11 protein-coding genes are annotated in these 16,096 nt (G+C 46.2%); 8 read left to right on the plus strand and 3 right to left on the minus strand.

Going from position 1 to position 16,096, the window contains the following annotated elements:
* Positions 1–5: 5 nt before the first annotated feature.
* Positions 6–3,065 (minus strand): CHAT domain-containing protein, encoded by a 3,060-nt coding sequence (locus H6G45_RS08870; RefSeq protein WP_242018108.1) that lies wholly within the window; start codon positions 3,063–3,065, stop codon positions 6–8.
* 215 nt (positions 3,066–3,280) lie between these two features.
* On the opposite strand from H6G45_RS08870, the gene H6G45_RS08875 reads away from it, so the two are divergent.
* The 4 genes from H6G45_RS08875 to H6G45_RS08890 all read left to right on the plus strand — a co-directional run bounded on the left by H6G45_RS08875 (position 3,281) and on the right by H6G45_RS08890 (position 6,582).
* Positions 3,281–4,111: an ABC transporter ATP-binding protein gene (locus H6G45_RS08875; RefSeq protein ID WP_242018109.1), complete on the plus strand. Its 831-nt coding sequence runs from the start codon at positions 3,281–3,283 to the stop codon at positions 4,109–4,111.
* A gap of 126 nt (positions 4,112–4,237) precedes the next feature.
* On the plus strand, positions 4,238–5,020 hold the full coding sequence (fabI, locus tag H6G45_RS08880; protein ID WP_190598086.1) for an enoyl-ACP reductase FabI: 783 nt from the start codon (positions 4,238–4,240) through the stop codon (positions 5,018–5,020).
* A gap of 133 nt (positions 5,021–5,153) precedes the next feature.
* The gene (locus tag H6G45_RS08885) at positions 5,154–5,666 is read left to right on the plus strand and encodes a tetratricopeptide repeat protein (RefSeq protein WP_190598087.1); all 513 of its coding nucleotides are present in this window, start codon (positions 5,154–5,156) and stop codon (positions 5,664–5,666) included.
* A gap of 112 nt (positions 5,667–5,778) precedes the next feature.
* Positions 5,779–6,582: a DUF2993 domain-containing protein gene (locus tag H6G45_RS08890; protein ID WP_190598088.1), complete on the plus strand. Its 804-nt coding sequence runs from the start codon at positions 5,779–5,781 to the stop codon at positions 6,580–6,582.
* Between the two features lie 77 nt (positions 6,583–6,659).
* Here H6G45_RS08890 and H6G45_RS08895 read toward each other — a convergent pair whose 3' ends face one another.
* Complete coding sequence (locus H6G45_RS08895) at positions 6,660–8,378, minus strand: calcium-binding protein (RefSeq protein WP_190598089.1); 1,719 nt, start codon at positions 8,376–8,378, stop codon at positions 6,660–6,662.
* Positions 8,379–8,853: 475 nt separating this feature from the next.
* Here H6G45_RS08895 and H6G45_RS08900 point away from each other — a divergent pair, with 475 nt between their 5' ends.
* From H6G45_RS08900 to H6G45_RS08915, 4 genes are all read left to right on the plus strand, one after another.
* Complete coding sequence (locus H6G45_RS08900; RefSeq protein WP_190598090.1) at positions 8,854–12,849, plus strand: magnesium chelatase subunit H; 3,996 nt, start codon at positions 8,854–8,856, stop codon at positions 12,847–12,849.
* 107 nt (positions 12,850–12,956) lie between these two features.
* On the plus strand, positions 12,957–13,184 hold the full coding sequence (locus tag H6G45_RS08905; protein ID WP_190598091.1) for a prevent-host-death protein: 228 nt from the start codon (positions 12,957–12,959) through the stop codon (positions 13,182–13,184).
* On the plus strand, positions 13,181–13,567 hold the full coding sequence (locus H6G45_RS08910) for a PIN domain-containing protein (RefSeq protein WP_190598092.1): 387 nt from the start codon (positions 13,181–13,183) through the stop codon (positions 13,565–13,567). The genes H6G45_RS08905 and H6G45_RS08910 overlap by 4 nt, the downstream gene beginning before the upstream one ends.
* 348 nt (positions 13,568–13,915) lie before the next feature.
* Complete coding sequence (locus H6G45_RS08915; RefSeq protein ID WP_190598093.1) at positions 13,916–15,694, plus strand: AIPR family protein; 1,779 nt, start codon at positions 13,916–13,918, stop codon at positions 15,692–15,694.
* 15 nt (positions 15,695–15,709) lie between these two features.
* Here H6G45_RS08915 and H6G45_RS08920 read toward each other — a convergent pair.
* On the minus strand, positions 15,710–16,096 hold a 387-nt coding region (locus H6G45_RS08920), incomplete at its 5' end, for a transposase (RefSeq protein WP_190598094.1).

Below are 16,096 nucleotides of genomic sequence, written 5' to 3' on the forward strand. Positions count from 1 at the left end.
GAAGATTAGTCTGCTTCCCCGATCAGGGTAAAAGCGCCCCAATAGTAGGGTTCGGGATACTCTTCCTTGAGCTGAAGCATGGCTTGACGGAGGGCCGCAGCTTTACCTAATCCTTGCTGTTGCCATTGTTGGTAAAACTGGGTCATCAACTTTTCTGTGGAAGCATCATCCACACTCCAGAGGCTAACCAAAATACTGGGTACCCCCGCCGCAATTAGGGAACGGGAAAGGCCGATCACCCCATCGCCGGTAATTTCCCCCTGCCCTGTGTCACAGGCACTGAGGATGGCAATGTCCGCATGGAGGGGATTAGTTTCAAAATGATCAAAAATTTCTGCTGCTGTGATGCGCCCCGGGGTGCTCAGTAAATCTTCTGTGCTTTGGTCGGGCTCCGCTGTTAGGTAAATGGCGCTTTCCAAACCATTTTGCTCGTCAAAGCTGGCATGGGTGGCAAAATGCAACACTTCCGCCTGGGGCATTTGGGCCAATACCGTTTCCTCCCTGGCCTGTTTACCGATGAGGGGTTGCACCCCTAACAATTGACCAATCTGTTTAGCTTCATTGGCGGCGTTTTCTAGGTCATTAAGGTTGTCAGGGTAGGGATAGGGATTACCCACCACTAGGGCCGGGGTCAAATTTAATGCTTGCTGATTGAGCCGTTGCTTTTGTTGAGCAGTTTGGGCCAACACTTGGATAGAAGGGGCAGTAAGAATGGTGTGTTTATCAATCAAATACTCACCATTACTATCCTGGAGAGCGGGAAAGGGAATGCCAAAGAGGGGGCCCTGGGGAATAAAAATGACGGGGGCATCGGCATTGCTGGGCAACAGGTCGGCAATGGGGTCAATTAGAATTTGGTGCAGTTGTTGGAGGGAGGTACTGGCTTCCTGGGCGGTGCGGCGGGCAATGATATTGGAAGACGATCGCCTGGTGACGGATTGCCTAGTGGTTTGGAGTAATTGCACAAAATCTACGTCCTTTAAATCTTGGTTAAAGTCCATCTGGCGGAATGCCATGGTGCCGTCGGGGGCAATGACATAGACGTAAAGTTTGACGGGGGAGGCCAGCTCTTTGGTGGGAATGAGGGCATAGGTAACTAGGGTACTTTGGCGATCGCCAGCGATTTTTTTCAGGGCGGCAATATTGGGTTTTTCGGTGGGGATAAAATCGGCGTCCCTGGCAAAACGTTTATTGAGCAGTTCTACTAAAGCCCTGGCCCGGCCCCGTTCGGCAATTTCTAGGGCTACAGCCGGTTGATTTTGAGCAATTAAACTCTCCTGGAGACGGAAATAATTGTACAGATAGGTATCAAAGTAGGAAACCTTCAATTCATCACTTAAATCTTCACTGTTAATTGATTCAAATAAATCGATAGCTTGGGTTAAGAAGAGGGTAGATTTATCATATTTTTTTTGGTCAAATTCCACATAGCCAATATTGCTCAAAATAGTTGCTTCTAGCCCCACATTTTTCACTGCTCGACTGAGGGTCAAAGCCTGTTCATAGTAATTTAATGCCTGGCCATAATCCTCACGGGCATAGTAAATAGTGCCGATATTATTTAAAGTTAATGCTTCCCCATCCCGGTCTTTAATCTCTCGACGGAGCGCCAAAGCCCGCTGGTAATAATCCATAGCCCGGTCTAGTTGTTCCAAGCCGTCATACACATAGCCGATATTACTTAAAATGGCTCCTTCCACCAGGCGATCGCCAGTGTCCTGGGCCAATTGGAGGGCTTGTCGATAATAGGCTAAGGCTTCATCTTTTTCGCCAACACTGTCGTAGAGCAAAGCAATATTATTTAACCGCACCCCTTCCCCGGAACGATCGCCTACTAATCGGGCTAATTCTAAGGCCTGTTGATAATATTCTAGGGCCTGGGCTTTTTGCCCCAACCCATCCAGCACTAAGGCGATATTACTAATGACTGAACCCTGGAGGGATTGGTCCCCTACTGCCTCTGCAATCACTAAAGATTGAATGTAATGTTCCAGAGCCCGATCCTTTTCTCCAAAGCCGTCGTACACCAAAGCAATGTTATTTAACCGCACTGCTTCTCCCTGGCGATCGCCAACGGAACGGGATATGGTCAGGGCCTCTTGGTAATATTCCAACGCCTTCTCCCTTTCCCCCAAATTGTTATAGGCTAAACCAATATTGCTGAGGATAGTACCCACCATTTTTAAATCATTGAGCTCTTTTCCGAGGGCAAGGGCTTCAGCATAATATTGCAAAGCTTTTTCACTTTCTCCTAGGTTATCGTAGGCTACCCCCAGGTTGTTAATGGTGGTCATTTCTTCCGTTTTATCCCCGGCTTGACGGATTAAAACTAGAGCTTGTTGGTAATAATCAATGGCCGTTTTTCGATCTGCCAAAGCATTATAAATACTGCCAATATTATTTAGGGTAGCTCCCTCTAGAGCATTGTCTCCCAACTGTTGAGCCAAAGGAACGGCCTGTTGATAATAATCTAAAGCTTTAGAATTTTCCCCAAAGTCAGAATAAATGGTGCCTAAGCGATTGAGGGCAAATACCATTTCTCGATTAACAATGCCTATTTGCTGATAAAATTCCACACCCTGGGTAAATAATTCAATCGCCTGGAGTAAGGATTCTTTGGAACCTTCATCCATCATGGCCTGGGCTTGAATGAGGGATTGGTGCCCCTGAATTTCAATTAATTGTTTGGCATCGGGCAGAATAATTTGCAGTTGATATTTGCCCGTTACCCCTGGCTTATTGCTGGTAACTACTATCCCATATCCTTGGGGATCGATTTGATTGATTAAAATGCCTGCATTATTATCATATAAATCATCATTTTCTGCTAACTTATTACCTTCGGCATCCATCAAAATTAAATAGGGGTCAAAATCCTGACTTTCTAGGTAAATTAATACGGGCTGATCCGCCGTTAGCTGGAGGGGATAAAGGTCAAAAATCACACCATTGTCCGAGCTTAAATCCCCTATTTCTAACTCCCCAAGGGCACTATCAAGTACTTCTACTTCTGCTTGGCCATAGGCGGGGCAGGAAAGAAAAAAAAACTGAGAATTAATAGCCAAGGGAAGCGCATGGTGTTTTCTCCAAGCAAAAGTCAGAATTTGTCACGATCAGTTGGGGGGAGTGATCACAAACCAATAACTACTAGCTAATTATTGATCGTCCATTGTTCCTGTTACTATGCAGTCCCCTAGGAAAATTCTAGAACATCAAAGTCGTTATCATAATAGACACGACTAATATCCTTGTTGTCTGCCGTTCGCTCTAGATAGCCTCCATGCTTGATTCCAATTCGTTAATGACCTACTCCCCAGCCAGCAAGGGCGATCGCCAAAATTCTTCCCAAGGGGATGTGCTGCTGCGCCTGGAGGGAGTATCCAAAATTTATGGGGCAGGGGAAACGGAAGTCAAAGCTTTGGCTGATGTCAGTTTGACCATTGCCAAGGGTAGTTACTGCGCCATTATGGGGGCCTCTGGATCGGGTAAGTCCACCATGATGAATATTATTGGTTGCCTAGACCGCCCCACCCTAGGCCATTATTTCTTGGACGGGGAGGATGTGTCCGGTTTAAGTGCTGACCAGTTAGCCAAAATTCGCAATCGCAAAATTGGCTTTGTATTTCAGCAATTTTATCTGTTGCCCCAGATGACCGCCCTGGAAAATGTCATGTTACCGATGATTTATGCGGGCATACCGGCGGAAACCAGAAAAGAAAAGGCCATCGCCGCCTTAGTTAGGGTAGGGCTCAGCCAAAGGCTACATAACCGTCCCAATCAATTATCCGGCGGACAACAACAACGGGTGGCGATCGCCAGGGCCATTGTTAACGAACCGTTATTGCTGCTGGCCGATGAACCCACTGGGGCGTTGGATTCCCACACCACCGAGGAAGTGTTAGCTATTTTTGCCCAGTTGCACAGCACAGGCATCACCATTGTGGTGGTGACCCACGAAGCCGATGTGGCCAGCCATGGAGAACGGATTATTTCCTTCCAGGATGGGCAGATTCTCCGGGATCAGGTCATTAAAACTATTCCCCACCGGGAGGAAGAACCTCAGAAAAACGGTAACGTCCCAGGTTCAGACCGCAATGGATTGCCAGGATAGTGCGCCTTACCCCGATGGGCTTCTTGGAAGTACGGACTGGGGGGTATATTGAAAGGTTGGGGTTGATGGCTCCCCCTACTAGTTTTTGAGCCACTACCACATTTGAGCATCCCCAGGGAAAATTTTATGTTAGATCTCAGCGGCAAACACGCCTTCGTTACCGGCATCGCCAATAATCGCTCCATTGCCTGGGGCATTGCCCAACAACTACACCGCGCCGGGGCTGAAATTGGCGTTAGTTATCTTCCGGACGACAAAGGCAGATTTGAAAAGAAAGTGCGGGAGTTGACCGAGCCCTTGCACCCCACCCTTGTGTTGCCGGGGGATGTACAGGACGATGCCCAGGTGGATGCCCTGTTCAATACGGTGAAGGAAAAATGGGGCAAACTCGATATTTTGATCCATTGTTTGGCCTTTGCGGACAAGTCTGGTTTAACGGGGAATTACACCGACATTCCCAAGGAAGCCTTTAGCCAAGCGATGGAAATTAGTACCTATTCCCTTGGTCGTTTGGCCCGGGGCGCAAAACCCCTAATGACCAATGGCGGTAGCATCATCACCCTGACCTATTTCGGCGGTGTGAAAGTCATTCCCAACTACAATCTGATGGGGGTTGCTAAGGCTGGCCTAGAAATGACTGTGCGCTATCTAGCGGCGGAATTGGGCCCCCAAAATATCCGCGTTAACGGTATTTCCGCTGGTCCCATCCGGACCCTGGCTTCTTCGGCCGTAGGGGGTATTTTGGATATGATTCACAATGTGGAAGAGGTGGCACCATTGAAACGCACCGTCACCCAAACGGAAGTGGGCAACACGGCGGCGTTCCTGGCCAGTGACCTATCCAGTGGCATTACCGGGCAAATTATCTACGTCGATTCTGGCTATGAAATTATGGGTATGTATAACTAGTAAAAATAAGATTGAGATGGTGTCACTTTCTGTGAGGCTTGTGTCAAGAGCTTTTTGGTCTGTTGCTCTGCCAGCACTCTTAATTGAATTAGCTATAATGGTAAAGATTAAACGACAAAAATAGTTCTTTGCCATGGGAGCCCATCATCAAGGCCAATTTGAGCAAAAATTTGAGGAAGGAAAGGGCGCTTTTGACCAGGGGCGCTATCGCCAAAGTATTGCTCTTTTTGAGGAAGCGGTTAAACTTTCTGCTGGGGCATCCCGGCGGGGCGGCGAGGCTCAGTTGTGGTTAGCCATGGCCCACCAGGCCAGTGGAGATTTGACCACGGCCAAACAGATTTGCCGTAAATTGGTACGTCATCCCCATCCTGAATGTCGCAAGCAGGGACAACAGGTGTTGGAAATTTTGCAGGCCCCCCAGTTAACCCGCCCCAAAGAGTGGTTGACCCCCATCCCGGATTTAACCGACCAGGAAAATACCAAGCCCAGTACCCCCCGCATGGCCCGTCGCCGTCGTCGTCAGCCGGAGCCTGCCCCCATTCAGTTTGAAGATACCCGGAGAATGAATACCAAGGACAATGGTTTTATCTTCACGGCGATCGCCTTTTTGGCTGTGTTGCTGGGGGTGACCTATTGGTTGAGTTAATCCTGGGCAACCTACCCGATGGCAAAAGTCAACGATGGTAGTCTTCATTTGTCCCTGGTGAGCTAAAAAGCCATTAAACTAGGCGAGAAATCATCATCCCCAACGGCCCCCTATGGAATGGTTTGCCATTGCCCTGTCCACTTTCCTTACTTTCCTGGCCCCGGTCAACTTCATTGGTGATCAAGTCATAGCCAACCAAATTCGCCAGCGGGTCCATGGGGTAGAAGACCTATCGGTGCGGGTGGATAATGCCCCCAACTATCAATTAATCCAGGGCAAAATCCAACGGGTCCGCATCGCCAGTCGGGGTCTGGAAATTGTGCCCAGCCTACGGATTCAGCAACTGCAATTGGAAACCGATCCCATTGATGTGGACCTGCAAGCTCTGCGGGAAAACCGGAACCTAGCGGGACTGAGGCAAGCCCTACGGCAACCCTTCCAAGGGGCGGCGGAACTGGTGCTCAGCGAAGCTGATTTGAATCGGGCTCTGCAAAATGCCACCGTTAAGGAACGGCTACAAAAACAAATTGACCAACGGGTACCAGCCGATGTGCCCCGCTTTCAACTGCTCAACGCCCAAGTGGATTTCCTCGGGGAAGATCGCCTTGGCATTAACTTAGAACTGGGGCAACAATTGGAACCCGATGCTGACCTGGAAAAATTAGTCATTGCCATCGAAACTGGTATCTCGATCCAAAACGGCGATCGCCTAATCCTGGTTGAGCCCACAGCCTCCCTCAATGGCCGCCGCATCAACACCAATGTTCTGAACAGTATCATCAGCAGTTTTAGCGATAACCTCAGCTTAAAAAGATTGGAAGATCGGGGCATCACCGCCAGAATTTTACGGTATGACATCACCCCGGATGAATTCAGTTTTAGTGCCTTCGGCAGTATTGCACCGGAAAAAGAATAAAAAAATGCCCCCAATGCGATGGATTAGGGGCGGGACTTATTTAGTGGATTAACGATCAGACTTGATATTTACCACTTTTAAACAGGAAATATGTTGGTGAAATCACTAGTCGTTAATGTGCCGGTGAAGTTAGTCAATTCGATAAACGCATCCTTGGTGGCATTAAAGCCAATTGAGCCATCGTTGATAGCCACAAAGGTGCGGGAACCTACGGTAATTTGAGCAGCATCATAAGCACCAAGAGTTGACAAGCCAAGAACTGTTACCCCCAATCCAAAGATGCTATTAGCGCTCAGTTGACGCACACCTGGAAGGATGCCGTCAGTTGGTACCTGTTGAACAAAGAACTTATCTTGCCCAATTGTAAAATCAGTGATGACATCAACCTTAGACAAATTAACGTTGAACCAGGAAATTCCTATCTGAGAATCGGTCAGAGTAGTGTAGTCAAACAGGTCATTATCAGAACCACCAGTTAGAAGGTCTTTTTCTGCACCACCAGAGATAAAGTCATTTCCATCGCCCCCAAAGATGGTGTCCTTGCCCCCCCCTCCTCTTAGGATGTTGTCTTGAGCATCGCCGGTAATACTGTCATTACCACTAGTGCCGATAACATCATCAAAGTTAATGACTTTTGCTAGAGAAAAAGTGGGATCAGTTTCGTTGGGGGAAGACAGAGTTTCAGCGCTCAAATCTACATTAACCGGTGAAACAGCACCAGAAAAGTCGATGGTGTTATTGTCAGCACCACCATTGGCAATGACTTCTTCGATGTTGAGGAGCGTATCTGTGCCCAGAGCGCCCTTTTCTACGGTTAAGGATAGGTCACCAGTGCCTTTTAGGGTAATAGCCTGGTCACCACTATCTTCGAGGTCTCCATAGTGGGCAGTGTCATAATCGTCGCCACCATCCATGGTGTCATTGCCTTGGCCACCAAATAGGGTGTCATTGTCGAGATCACCAAATACGCTGTCATCTCCCAGATCGCCGTATAGGCTGTCATTGCCTTTCCCGCCCCTGACGGTATCATTGCCTTTCCCGCCCCTGACAGTATCATCACCTACATTCCCGTTTAAGAAATCATCTCCCACATTCCCGTTCAGGAAATCATTTCCATCACCACCGGATATGCTGTCATTTCCGTCACCACCGAGTATGCTATCGTCTCCATCACCACCGGATATGGTGTCGTCTCCGCCCATACCGTAGATGGTGTCATTTCCCCCTAGACCAGTTAAGACGTTATTCCCGTCGTTACCAATAATGACGTTATCTAGGGCATTACCTTCGCCGTTAATGTTATCCGTACCCGTCAAAGTTAGATTCTCAATAAATTGGGGGGTTAAATCAAGTAACGTCAGTCCTAGATAAAGAGCATAGTCAACAGGACCTAGTCCGATCACGGGCAGGGCGGCAGCGGTATTATTAGCAAGTCCACTGATCCCTGGCAAAGAAAAGGTGGAACCGTTTAATGAGTAGGTCACTGAAGATTCGACTAAATCTGTGCCATCTGTATCTAGCCACTCTCCAACTAAATCACCAGTATTGTCAACAATGTAGGTATCGTCACCGAAACCACCGAACATGGTATCGGCCCCGGTACCACCATCCAAAAGATCGTCACCGGTTAACCCCACTAGGATGTCAGTTCCTGCATCACCAAAGATACTATCGTCGCCCAAGGTACCAATTAGGGCGGGGCGAAAGTTCTTGGTCTGCAAAACTAGACCCAAAAAGCCTCCAAATGAAGCACCGGTGTTGTTATCGTTTTGGGGAGTTCCGTTAATGATAGCCATAGTACCTAACCTCTAATGTAAACTGTGGAGTATAAAAAACTAATGCTTGAAATATGAACACCATTAATGGGACGGCAGTGGTAGACGAATCTAATGGCGGCGGGTAGATTGGCAAATCAAAGGAAGCTGGCGGCTTTCCAGACGAACCAAACGGATTGGAGATCCACTGTGGGTGTTCATACTGAAATTTTATACTAGGTTAATTGATTTAAGTGCTAAGGAATGCTTAAGAATGGGCTGCTTTATTAATTTTTATGTTCTTAGGTTGAGCTTTGTAAACTTGAAATTTTCATTCGCCAATCACTCTCGGAAAAATTGTGAGGCAGAAAGATGGATTTGTTGATGATCGCCGGAGGCTAATTTCCCCCAGAAAGGCGGGGAAGCCCCCACGGCCTCGAATTTTCTGCTAGAAATACCTAGGGGGCTCTTTAAAAAATCCCTTTAAAATCGAACCCTTTAGGAGAACACCAACTATATGTTTACTAACGTCAAGTCCACCATCCGCCGTGTTGATCCCGAAGCGTTACATGGGCGCAAGCTACTCAAGGTGGTCTATGTGGTCTTGGAATCCCAGTATCAGAGCGCTTTGTCGGCGGCCGTTAGAAACATTAACCGCACTAACTCCAGCCTGGCCATCCAATTAACGGGCTATTTGATCGAGGAGTTGCGGGACCCGGAAAATTACGCCAACTTTAAGCACGATGTCAGCGAAGCAAACCTCTTCATTGCTTCCCTGATTTTCATTGAGGACTTGGCCGATAAGGTGGTGGAAGCCGTAACTCCCTACAGAGATAACCTCGACGCGGCGATCGTGTTCCCCTCCATGCCCCAGGTGATGCGCCTCAACAAAATGGGTTCCTTCTCCATGGCGCAATTGGGCCAATCCAAAAGTGCGATCGCCCAGTTTATGAAAAAGCGCAAGGAAAACAGCAGTGGCGCTGGCTTCCAGGATGCAATGTTAAAGCTGTTGCGGACCCTGCCCACGGTGCTGAAATATTTGCCGGTGGAAAAAGCCCGGGATGCCCGCAATTTCATGCTCAGCTTCCAGTACTGGCTGGGGGGCTCCCAGGAGAACTTGGAAAATTTCTTGTTGATGCTGACCGATAAATACGTTTATCCTGATTTGGGTTTGGATAAACTGGTCAACTACCAAGAGCCAGTGGTTTATCCCGATATGGGCATTTGGCATCCCCTATCGATGCAGATGTTTGAAAATGTTAAGGATTATCTGGAATGGTATAACCAACGTCCTGACATTTCCGACGACTTAAAAGATCCCCTCGCCCCTTGCATTGGCCTAATTATGCAGCGCACCCACCTGGTCACTGGGGATGACGCCCATTACGTCGGCATGGTGCAGGAATTGGAGGCTATGGGGGCCAGGGTTATTTGTGTGTTCTCCGGCGGTCTTGATTTCTCCAAACCCGTGGATGAGTATTTCTTGGATAAAAGTGTCAATGGCATGGAACCGCTGCCGATCGTCGATGCGGTGGTGTCCCTAACCGGTTTTGCCCTGGTGGGAGGCCCCGCTCGCCAAGACCATCCCAAGGCGATCGAGTCTTTAAAGAAATTAAACCGCCCTTATATGTGCGCCTTGCCCCTGGTGTTCCAAACCACGGAGGAGTGGGAAGCCAGTGACCTCGGTTTGCACCCGATCCAAGTAGCGTTACAAATTGCCATTCCTGAATTAGACGGGGCGATTGAACCCATTATCCTCTCCGGTCGAGATGGTTCCACCGGTCGGGCCATTGCTTTACAGGATCGGTTAGAGGCGATCGCCCAACGGGCCATGAAATGGGCTAATTTACGCAAAAAACCCAAGCTGGATAAAAAAGTTGCCATTACCGTTTTTAGCTTCCCCCCCGATAAGGGCAATGTGGGTACTGCGGCTTACTTGGATGTATTTGGCTCCATTTACGAGGTGATGAAAGGTCTCCAGGGTAACGGTTACGATGTCCAGGATTTACCTGGCTCTGCCAAAGAATTGATGGAAGCGGTGATCCACGATGTCCAAGCCCAATACAACAGCCCAGAATTAAACATCGCCCATCGCATGTCGGTGGAGCAATATGAACGGCTCACTCCCTATTCCGTGCGATTGGAAGAAAACTGGGGCAAACCACCGGGACATTTGAACAGTGACGGGCAAAATCTGCTAATTTACGGCAAAGAATTTGGCAATGTCTTCATCGGCGTACAACCCACCTTTGGCTATGAAGGCGACCCGATGCGGTTGTTATTTTCCCGTTCTGCCAGCCCCCACCACGGTTTTGCCGCTTACTACACCTATTTGAACCATATTTGGAAAGCCGATGCAGTACTACATTTCGGTACCCATGGTTCCTTGGAATTTATGCCCGGTAAGCAAATGGGCATGTCCGGGGAGTGCTATCCCGATAACTTGATCGGCACCATTCCCAACTTGTACTATTACGCCGCCAACAATCCTTCCGAGGCTACCATTGCCAAACGGCGCGGTTATGCTTCCACCATTTCCTACCTCACCCCCCCCGCGGAAAATGCCGGTTTATACAAAGGGCTACAGGAATTAAATGAGTTAATTGGTTCCTATCAAACCCTCAAGGACTCCGGCCGGGGTATTCAGATTGTCAACACCATCATGGATCAAGCCCGCATCTGTAACCTAGACCAGGATGTGGACTTACCAGACATCAATGCGGAGGCAATGGATCAAGAGCAACGGGATACCATTGTCGGTTCCGTTTACCGCAAGCTGATGGAAATTGAGTCCCGGCTCCTGCCCTGTGGTCTCCATGTCATTGGTCAGCCCCCCACCGCCGAAGAGGCGATCGCCACCCTGGTTAATATCGCTAGCTTGGACCGGGAAGAGGAAGGCATTTGGTCCTTGCCGACATTAATTGCGGAAAGTATTGGGCGCAATATGGAGGAAATCTACCGCAACAGCGACAAGGGCGTATTAGCTGACGTGGAACTGTTGCAGGACATTACCATGGCCAGTCGGGCCGCTGTGGCTGCTTTAGTGCAGGAGCAAATTAACGCCGACGGTCGGGTTTCCTTCGTTTCTAAACTCAACTTCTTCAAAATTGGTAAAAAAGCCCCCTGGGTCAAATCCCTCTGTGATTCTGGCTATACCAACGTCAACGAAGAAAAACTCAAACCCCTGTTTGAATACCTGGAATTCTGTCTAGAACAGGTTTGCGCTGATAACGAATTTGGCGGCCTACTCCAAGCCCTGGAAGGGGAATATGTTCTACCGGGCCCCGGTGGTGACCCCATCCGGAACCCCAACGTGTTACCCACGGGGAAAAATATCCACGCCCTGGATCCCCAATCCATCCCCACCCTCGCCGCTGTGCAATCCGCCAAAGTCGTAGTTGATCGCCTCTTAGAACGGCAACGGGCAGAAAACAACGGTAACTATCCCGAAACCATTGCCTCTGTTTTATGGGGAACGGACAACATCAAAACCTACGGCGAATCCCTCGCCCAAATTATGTGGATGGTGGGGGCCAAACCTGTCCCCGACGCCCTCGGCCGGGTTAATAAAATCGAACTGGTTTCCCTGGAGGAGCTAGGGCGTCCCCGCATTGACGTGGTGGTGAACTGTTCCGGCGTTTTCCGAGACCTATTCATCAACCAAATGAACCTTTTGGATCAGGCGGTGAAACTGGCCGCCGAGGCCAATGAACCCCTGGAGATGAACTTTGTCCGTAAACATGCCCTCGAACAAGCTGAGGAAATGGGCATCGGGGTACGGGAAGCAGCCACCCGAATTTTCTCCAACGCTTCCGGTTCCTATTCCTCTAACGTCAACTTGGCTGTGGAAAACAGTAGTTGGGAAGACGAGGCTGAATTGCAGGAAATGTACCTCAAGCGCAAATCCTTTGCCTTCAACTCCGACAACCCCGGCATGATGGATCAAAATCGAGATATGTTCGAGCGGGCTTTAAAAACCGCCGATGCCACTTTCCAAAACCTCGACTCTTCGGAAATCAGCTTGACCGATGTATCCCACTATTTTGATTCTGATCCGACTAAGTTAATCGCCACCCTGCGGGATGACGGCAAAGCCCCCGCCGCCTACATTGCCGACACCACCACCGCCAACGCCCAGGTGCGTACCCTGTCGGAAACGGTGCGTCTTGATGCCCGGACTAAAATGTTGAACCCCAAATGGTACGAAGGGATGCTTTCCCACGGCTATGAAGGGGTACGGGAATTATCCAAACGTTTGGTCAACACCATGGGCTGGAGTGCCACCGCCGGGGCAGTGGATAACTGGGTCTATGAAGACGCCAACAACACCTTCATCAAAGATGAAGAAATGTGTAAGCGCCTGATGGACTTAAACCCCAATTCTTTCCGCCGTATGGTCAGCACTTTATTGGAAGTGAATGGTCGCGGCTATTGGGAAACTTCCGATGAAAACCTGGAACGGTTGCAGGAGCTTTACCAAGAAGTGGAAGATCGCATTGAGGGGGTTGAATAACTAGACCCTAAGTGACAACTTAATTTAATCAAGATAAGGTGAGCTAGTCTCACCTTTTTTACTGGCCTATAATTGAATCTAGGATAGTAAATGTTAAATAAGAGTCTATGTACACGATTAATTTAAACGAAAAAAACGATCGCCTTGTGGAATTAATTGAAAAGGTTATGCAGGGAGAAGAGGTAACAATTCTGTGTGACGATGGTTCTTCTTTCGAGTTATTGCCGACAAAGAATAAGCCGTTTCGGCCGACATTCGGTAGTGCTAAAGGATTAATCCAGATCTCAGATAATTTTGATGAACCTATTGAAGGTTTTGAGGCTTATCAACCGTGAATTTATTGCTAGATACTCATGCCTTTCTTTGGTTTATTAATGGAAGCAATCGCCTTAGTCATCAAGCGAGAGATGCAATTGAGGAAACAAGCAATCATCGTTATTTAAGCATTGCTAGTTTATGGGAGATATCTATTAAAGTCAGTCTCAACAGATTACAAATGGGAATGAGTCTGACGGATTTAGTCGAGCAGGAAGTGATAGGTAATGATATGAAAATTTTGCACATTAATTCCCATCATTTGGAAAAACTCAGTCAGTTAGCTTTCTACCATAAAGATCCCTTTGATCGGTTAATTATTTCCCAAGGTTTAGTGGAAGAATTTAACATCGTCACCAAAGATACACTTTTTTCTGGGTATTCAGTAAAGATCTTGTGGTAAATTAGGTGTACCAAGATGCTAACAGCACTTTCATCAAGGATAAGATGTAAACGGTTGATGTATTTAAACCCCAATTCATTCTGCCGCATGGTCAGCGCTTTATTAGAAGTCAATGGTCGTGGCTATTGGGAGACTTCTGAGGAAAACCTGGAACGCTTACAGGAGCTTTACCAAGAGATGGAAGACCGCATTGAGGGGGTTAAATAAATCAACCACCTATTGGGTTTGAGATAGAGGTATACCCTAACCTCTATTTCTTCCTTTCACATTTAACAAATAGTTTTTACTTCTGAGATGTAGGGGGAGCAGTAAAAAGGTTCTTATTACAATTAGTCCATTCACTTTTTTATGGAAAAATTACCTTCACAAAATGAATTTGAATCTAGACAAGACCTCCAAAGGTACAAAGAAGATGCATGGGCACTTTTTGCACTTCAACTTCGTTTTAATATAGAAGATATACAAACTGTTGCATATGATTCTATTATCACTGATTGGAGTAGTTCACAATCTGTAGCATTAACTGACAAAATAACGGGAGGTGATGACAAAAAATGTGATCTAATTTTTATTGATCGAAATAATGGAATTGTTGTAATTATTCAATCGGAAATCTATAAAGATTCAAACCAACCAACAGCAAAAAAGAACAAGGCATCCGACCTCCATACCGCCGTATCATATATATTCAATAATCCTATCGAATCTATTCCTGATGGTTTCAAGCAAGTTGTACAAGAAATCCGCGAACTACTCAACAATGATGAAATAGAGTTAATTCAATTTTGGTTTGTTCATAATAGACCAGAATCAGAAATCATCAAAAATGAGCTTACCAGCGTCACAAATTCTGCTCTCGCATCGATAAGATCTAGATACAAAAATTCCAATGTCAAAAATATTGCATCATTAGAAGTTGGGAAAAATACAGTCGATGCTTGGTATGGTTCTCTAGAAAACTCAATACTTGTATCTGATGAGTTTTCATTGACAATCTCCGAAGGTTTTTCTATTCAAGCTGGAGAATGGGAAGCTTTTGTCACTCGTATTCCTATTGCTTGGCTTCATGAACAATTTCAAACGCATAAGGATAATTTATTTTCTGCAAATGTTAGAGGATACTTAGGGCGCACTAAAAACCACAAAAATATTAATAATGGAATACGACTAACAGCATTAGAAAATCCTGAAAATTTTTGGGTTTTCAACAATGGAATTACAATATTAGTTCGTGATTTCAAAGATATTCAAGAGGACTCCACACCTTTTAGAAAATTGATAATTAAGGGTTTGTCAATTGTAAATGGAGCACAAACTACTGGTGCTGTAGGTAATTTAGATAGTGAACCAGGAGAATCAGGTTTTGTGCAAACAAGATTTATCAAATGTTCAAACAAAGAAACTATCAAAAAAATTATTGAATTCAATAATCGGCAGAATGAAATAGAGCCTTCCGACTATCGTAGTAATGATCATATCCAAAAAAGATTAAGATGCGAATTTGGTGCGATTCCAAACACTACATATTATGGACGAAGAGGCGGTTCTGAAGATATTATCCGTCGTCCAAATAGAGGAAATAATACTTTTCTTTCTCTTGATACTGTTGCACAGTCACTTGCTTCATTTCATCAAGATCCGGTTATTGCATATAATAACAAGGCTGATATCTGGCTCAAAGATGAATTATATTCAAAATATTTTTGTGACCTTACATCAGCCAAGCATATTCTCTTCGCATTTTCGTTATTACGCGCTGTTGAGAATAAAAAAGATGCTTTAAAGAACAAAAAAGATTCCAGCTCTCTAACAAAACTTGAAGAAGAACAACTGTCATTCTTGACAAAAAGAGGCTCTCATTTTTTGCTTGTTGCAGCTATTGCAAAGTGTCTCGAGACTTTGCTAGAGGAGAGTCTTCCAAACTATTTTTGTCTTTCCTTTGTTAACCTTGATCCAGAAGTTTCAATTGTAAATTGGGGAAATATTGTTGATGCAACTATTCCTTTCTGCAATCAATTATCCGGTGTTGTTAGTAATAGTTTAAGTCAGGCAGAGTCTGCTAAATCATCTATTGATCAATTTGAGAGAATGGTTGCTTCTACATTTAATAGTAACCAGAATATATAGCAAAGAACGAGATAGTTAGGACAATTCTCGCAAAGCTATATCCAATGCAGAAATTAGCGATTCTCCCTTACTAACAAGTTGGGAAACATAACGTTTTAGTCTCGCCCAGAACTTCTCAATTTTGTTCAAGTCTGGTGAATATGGTGGTAAAAATATAACCTCACACCCAGCTTTTGCTAGCAATGCCTTTATTCTTTCTTTCGGATGGAAGCTTGCATTATCCATGATTAGTATCTGACCTGGTATTAACTCTGGTAATAACATTTCTTCTATCCATGTGCATACTACTTGAGCGTTACAGTATCCTTCAAATATCATTGGAGCTATTGTTGTTCCATTCCACCAACAACTTATTATGCTGACTCTCTTGGTTCTATGTCCTAATTTATTTGCCTTGAATCT

This window comes from Synechocystis sp. FACHB-383, assembly GCF_014698605.1.
In the GTDB taxonomy this organism is placed as follows: Bacteria; Cyanobacteriota; Cyanobacteriia; order Cyanobacteriales; family Microcystaceae; genus Synechocystis; species Synechocystis salina.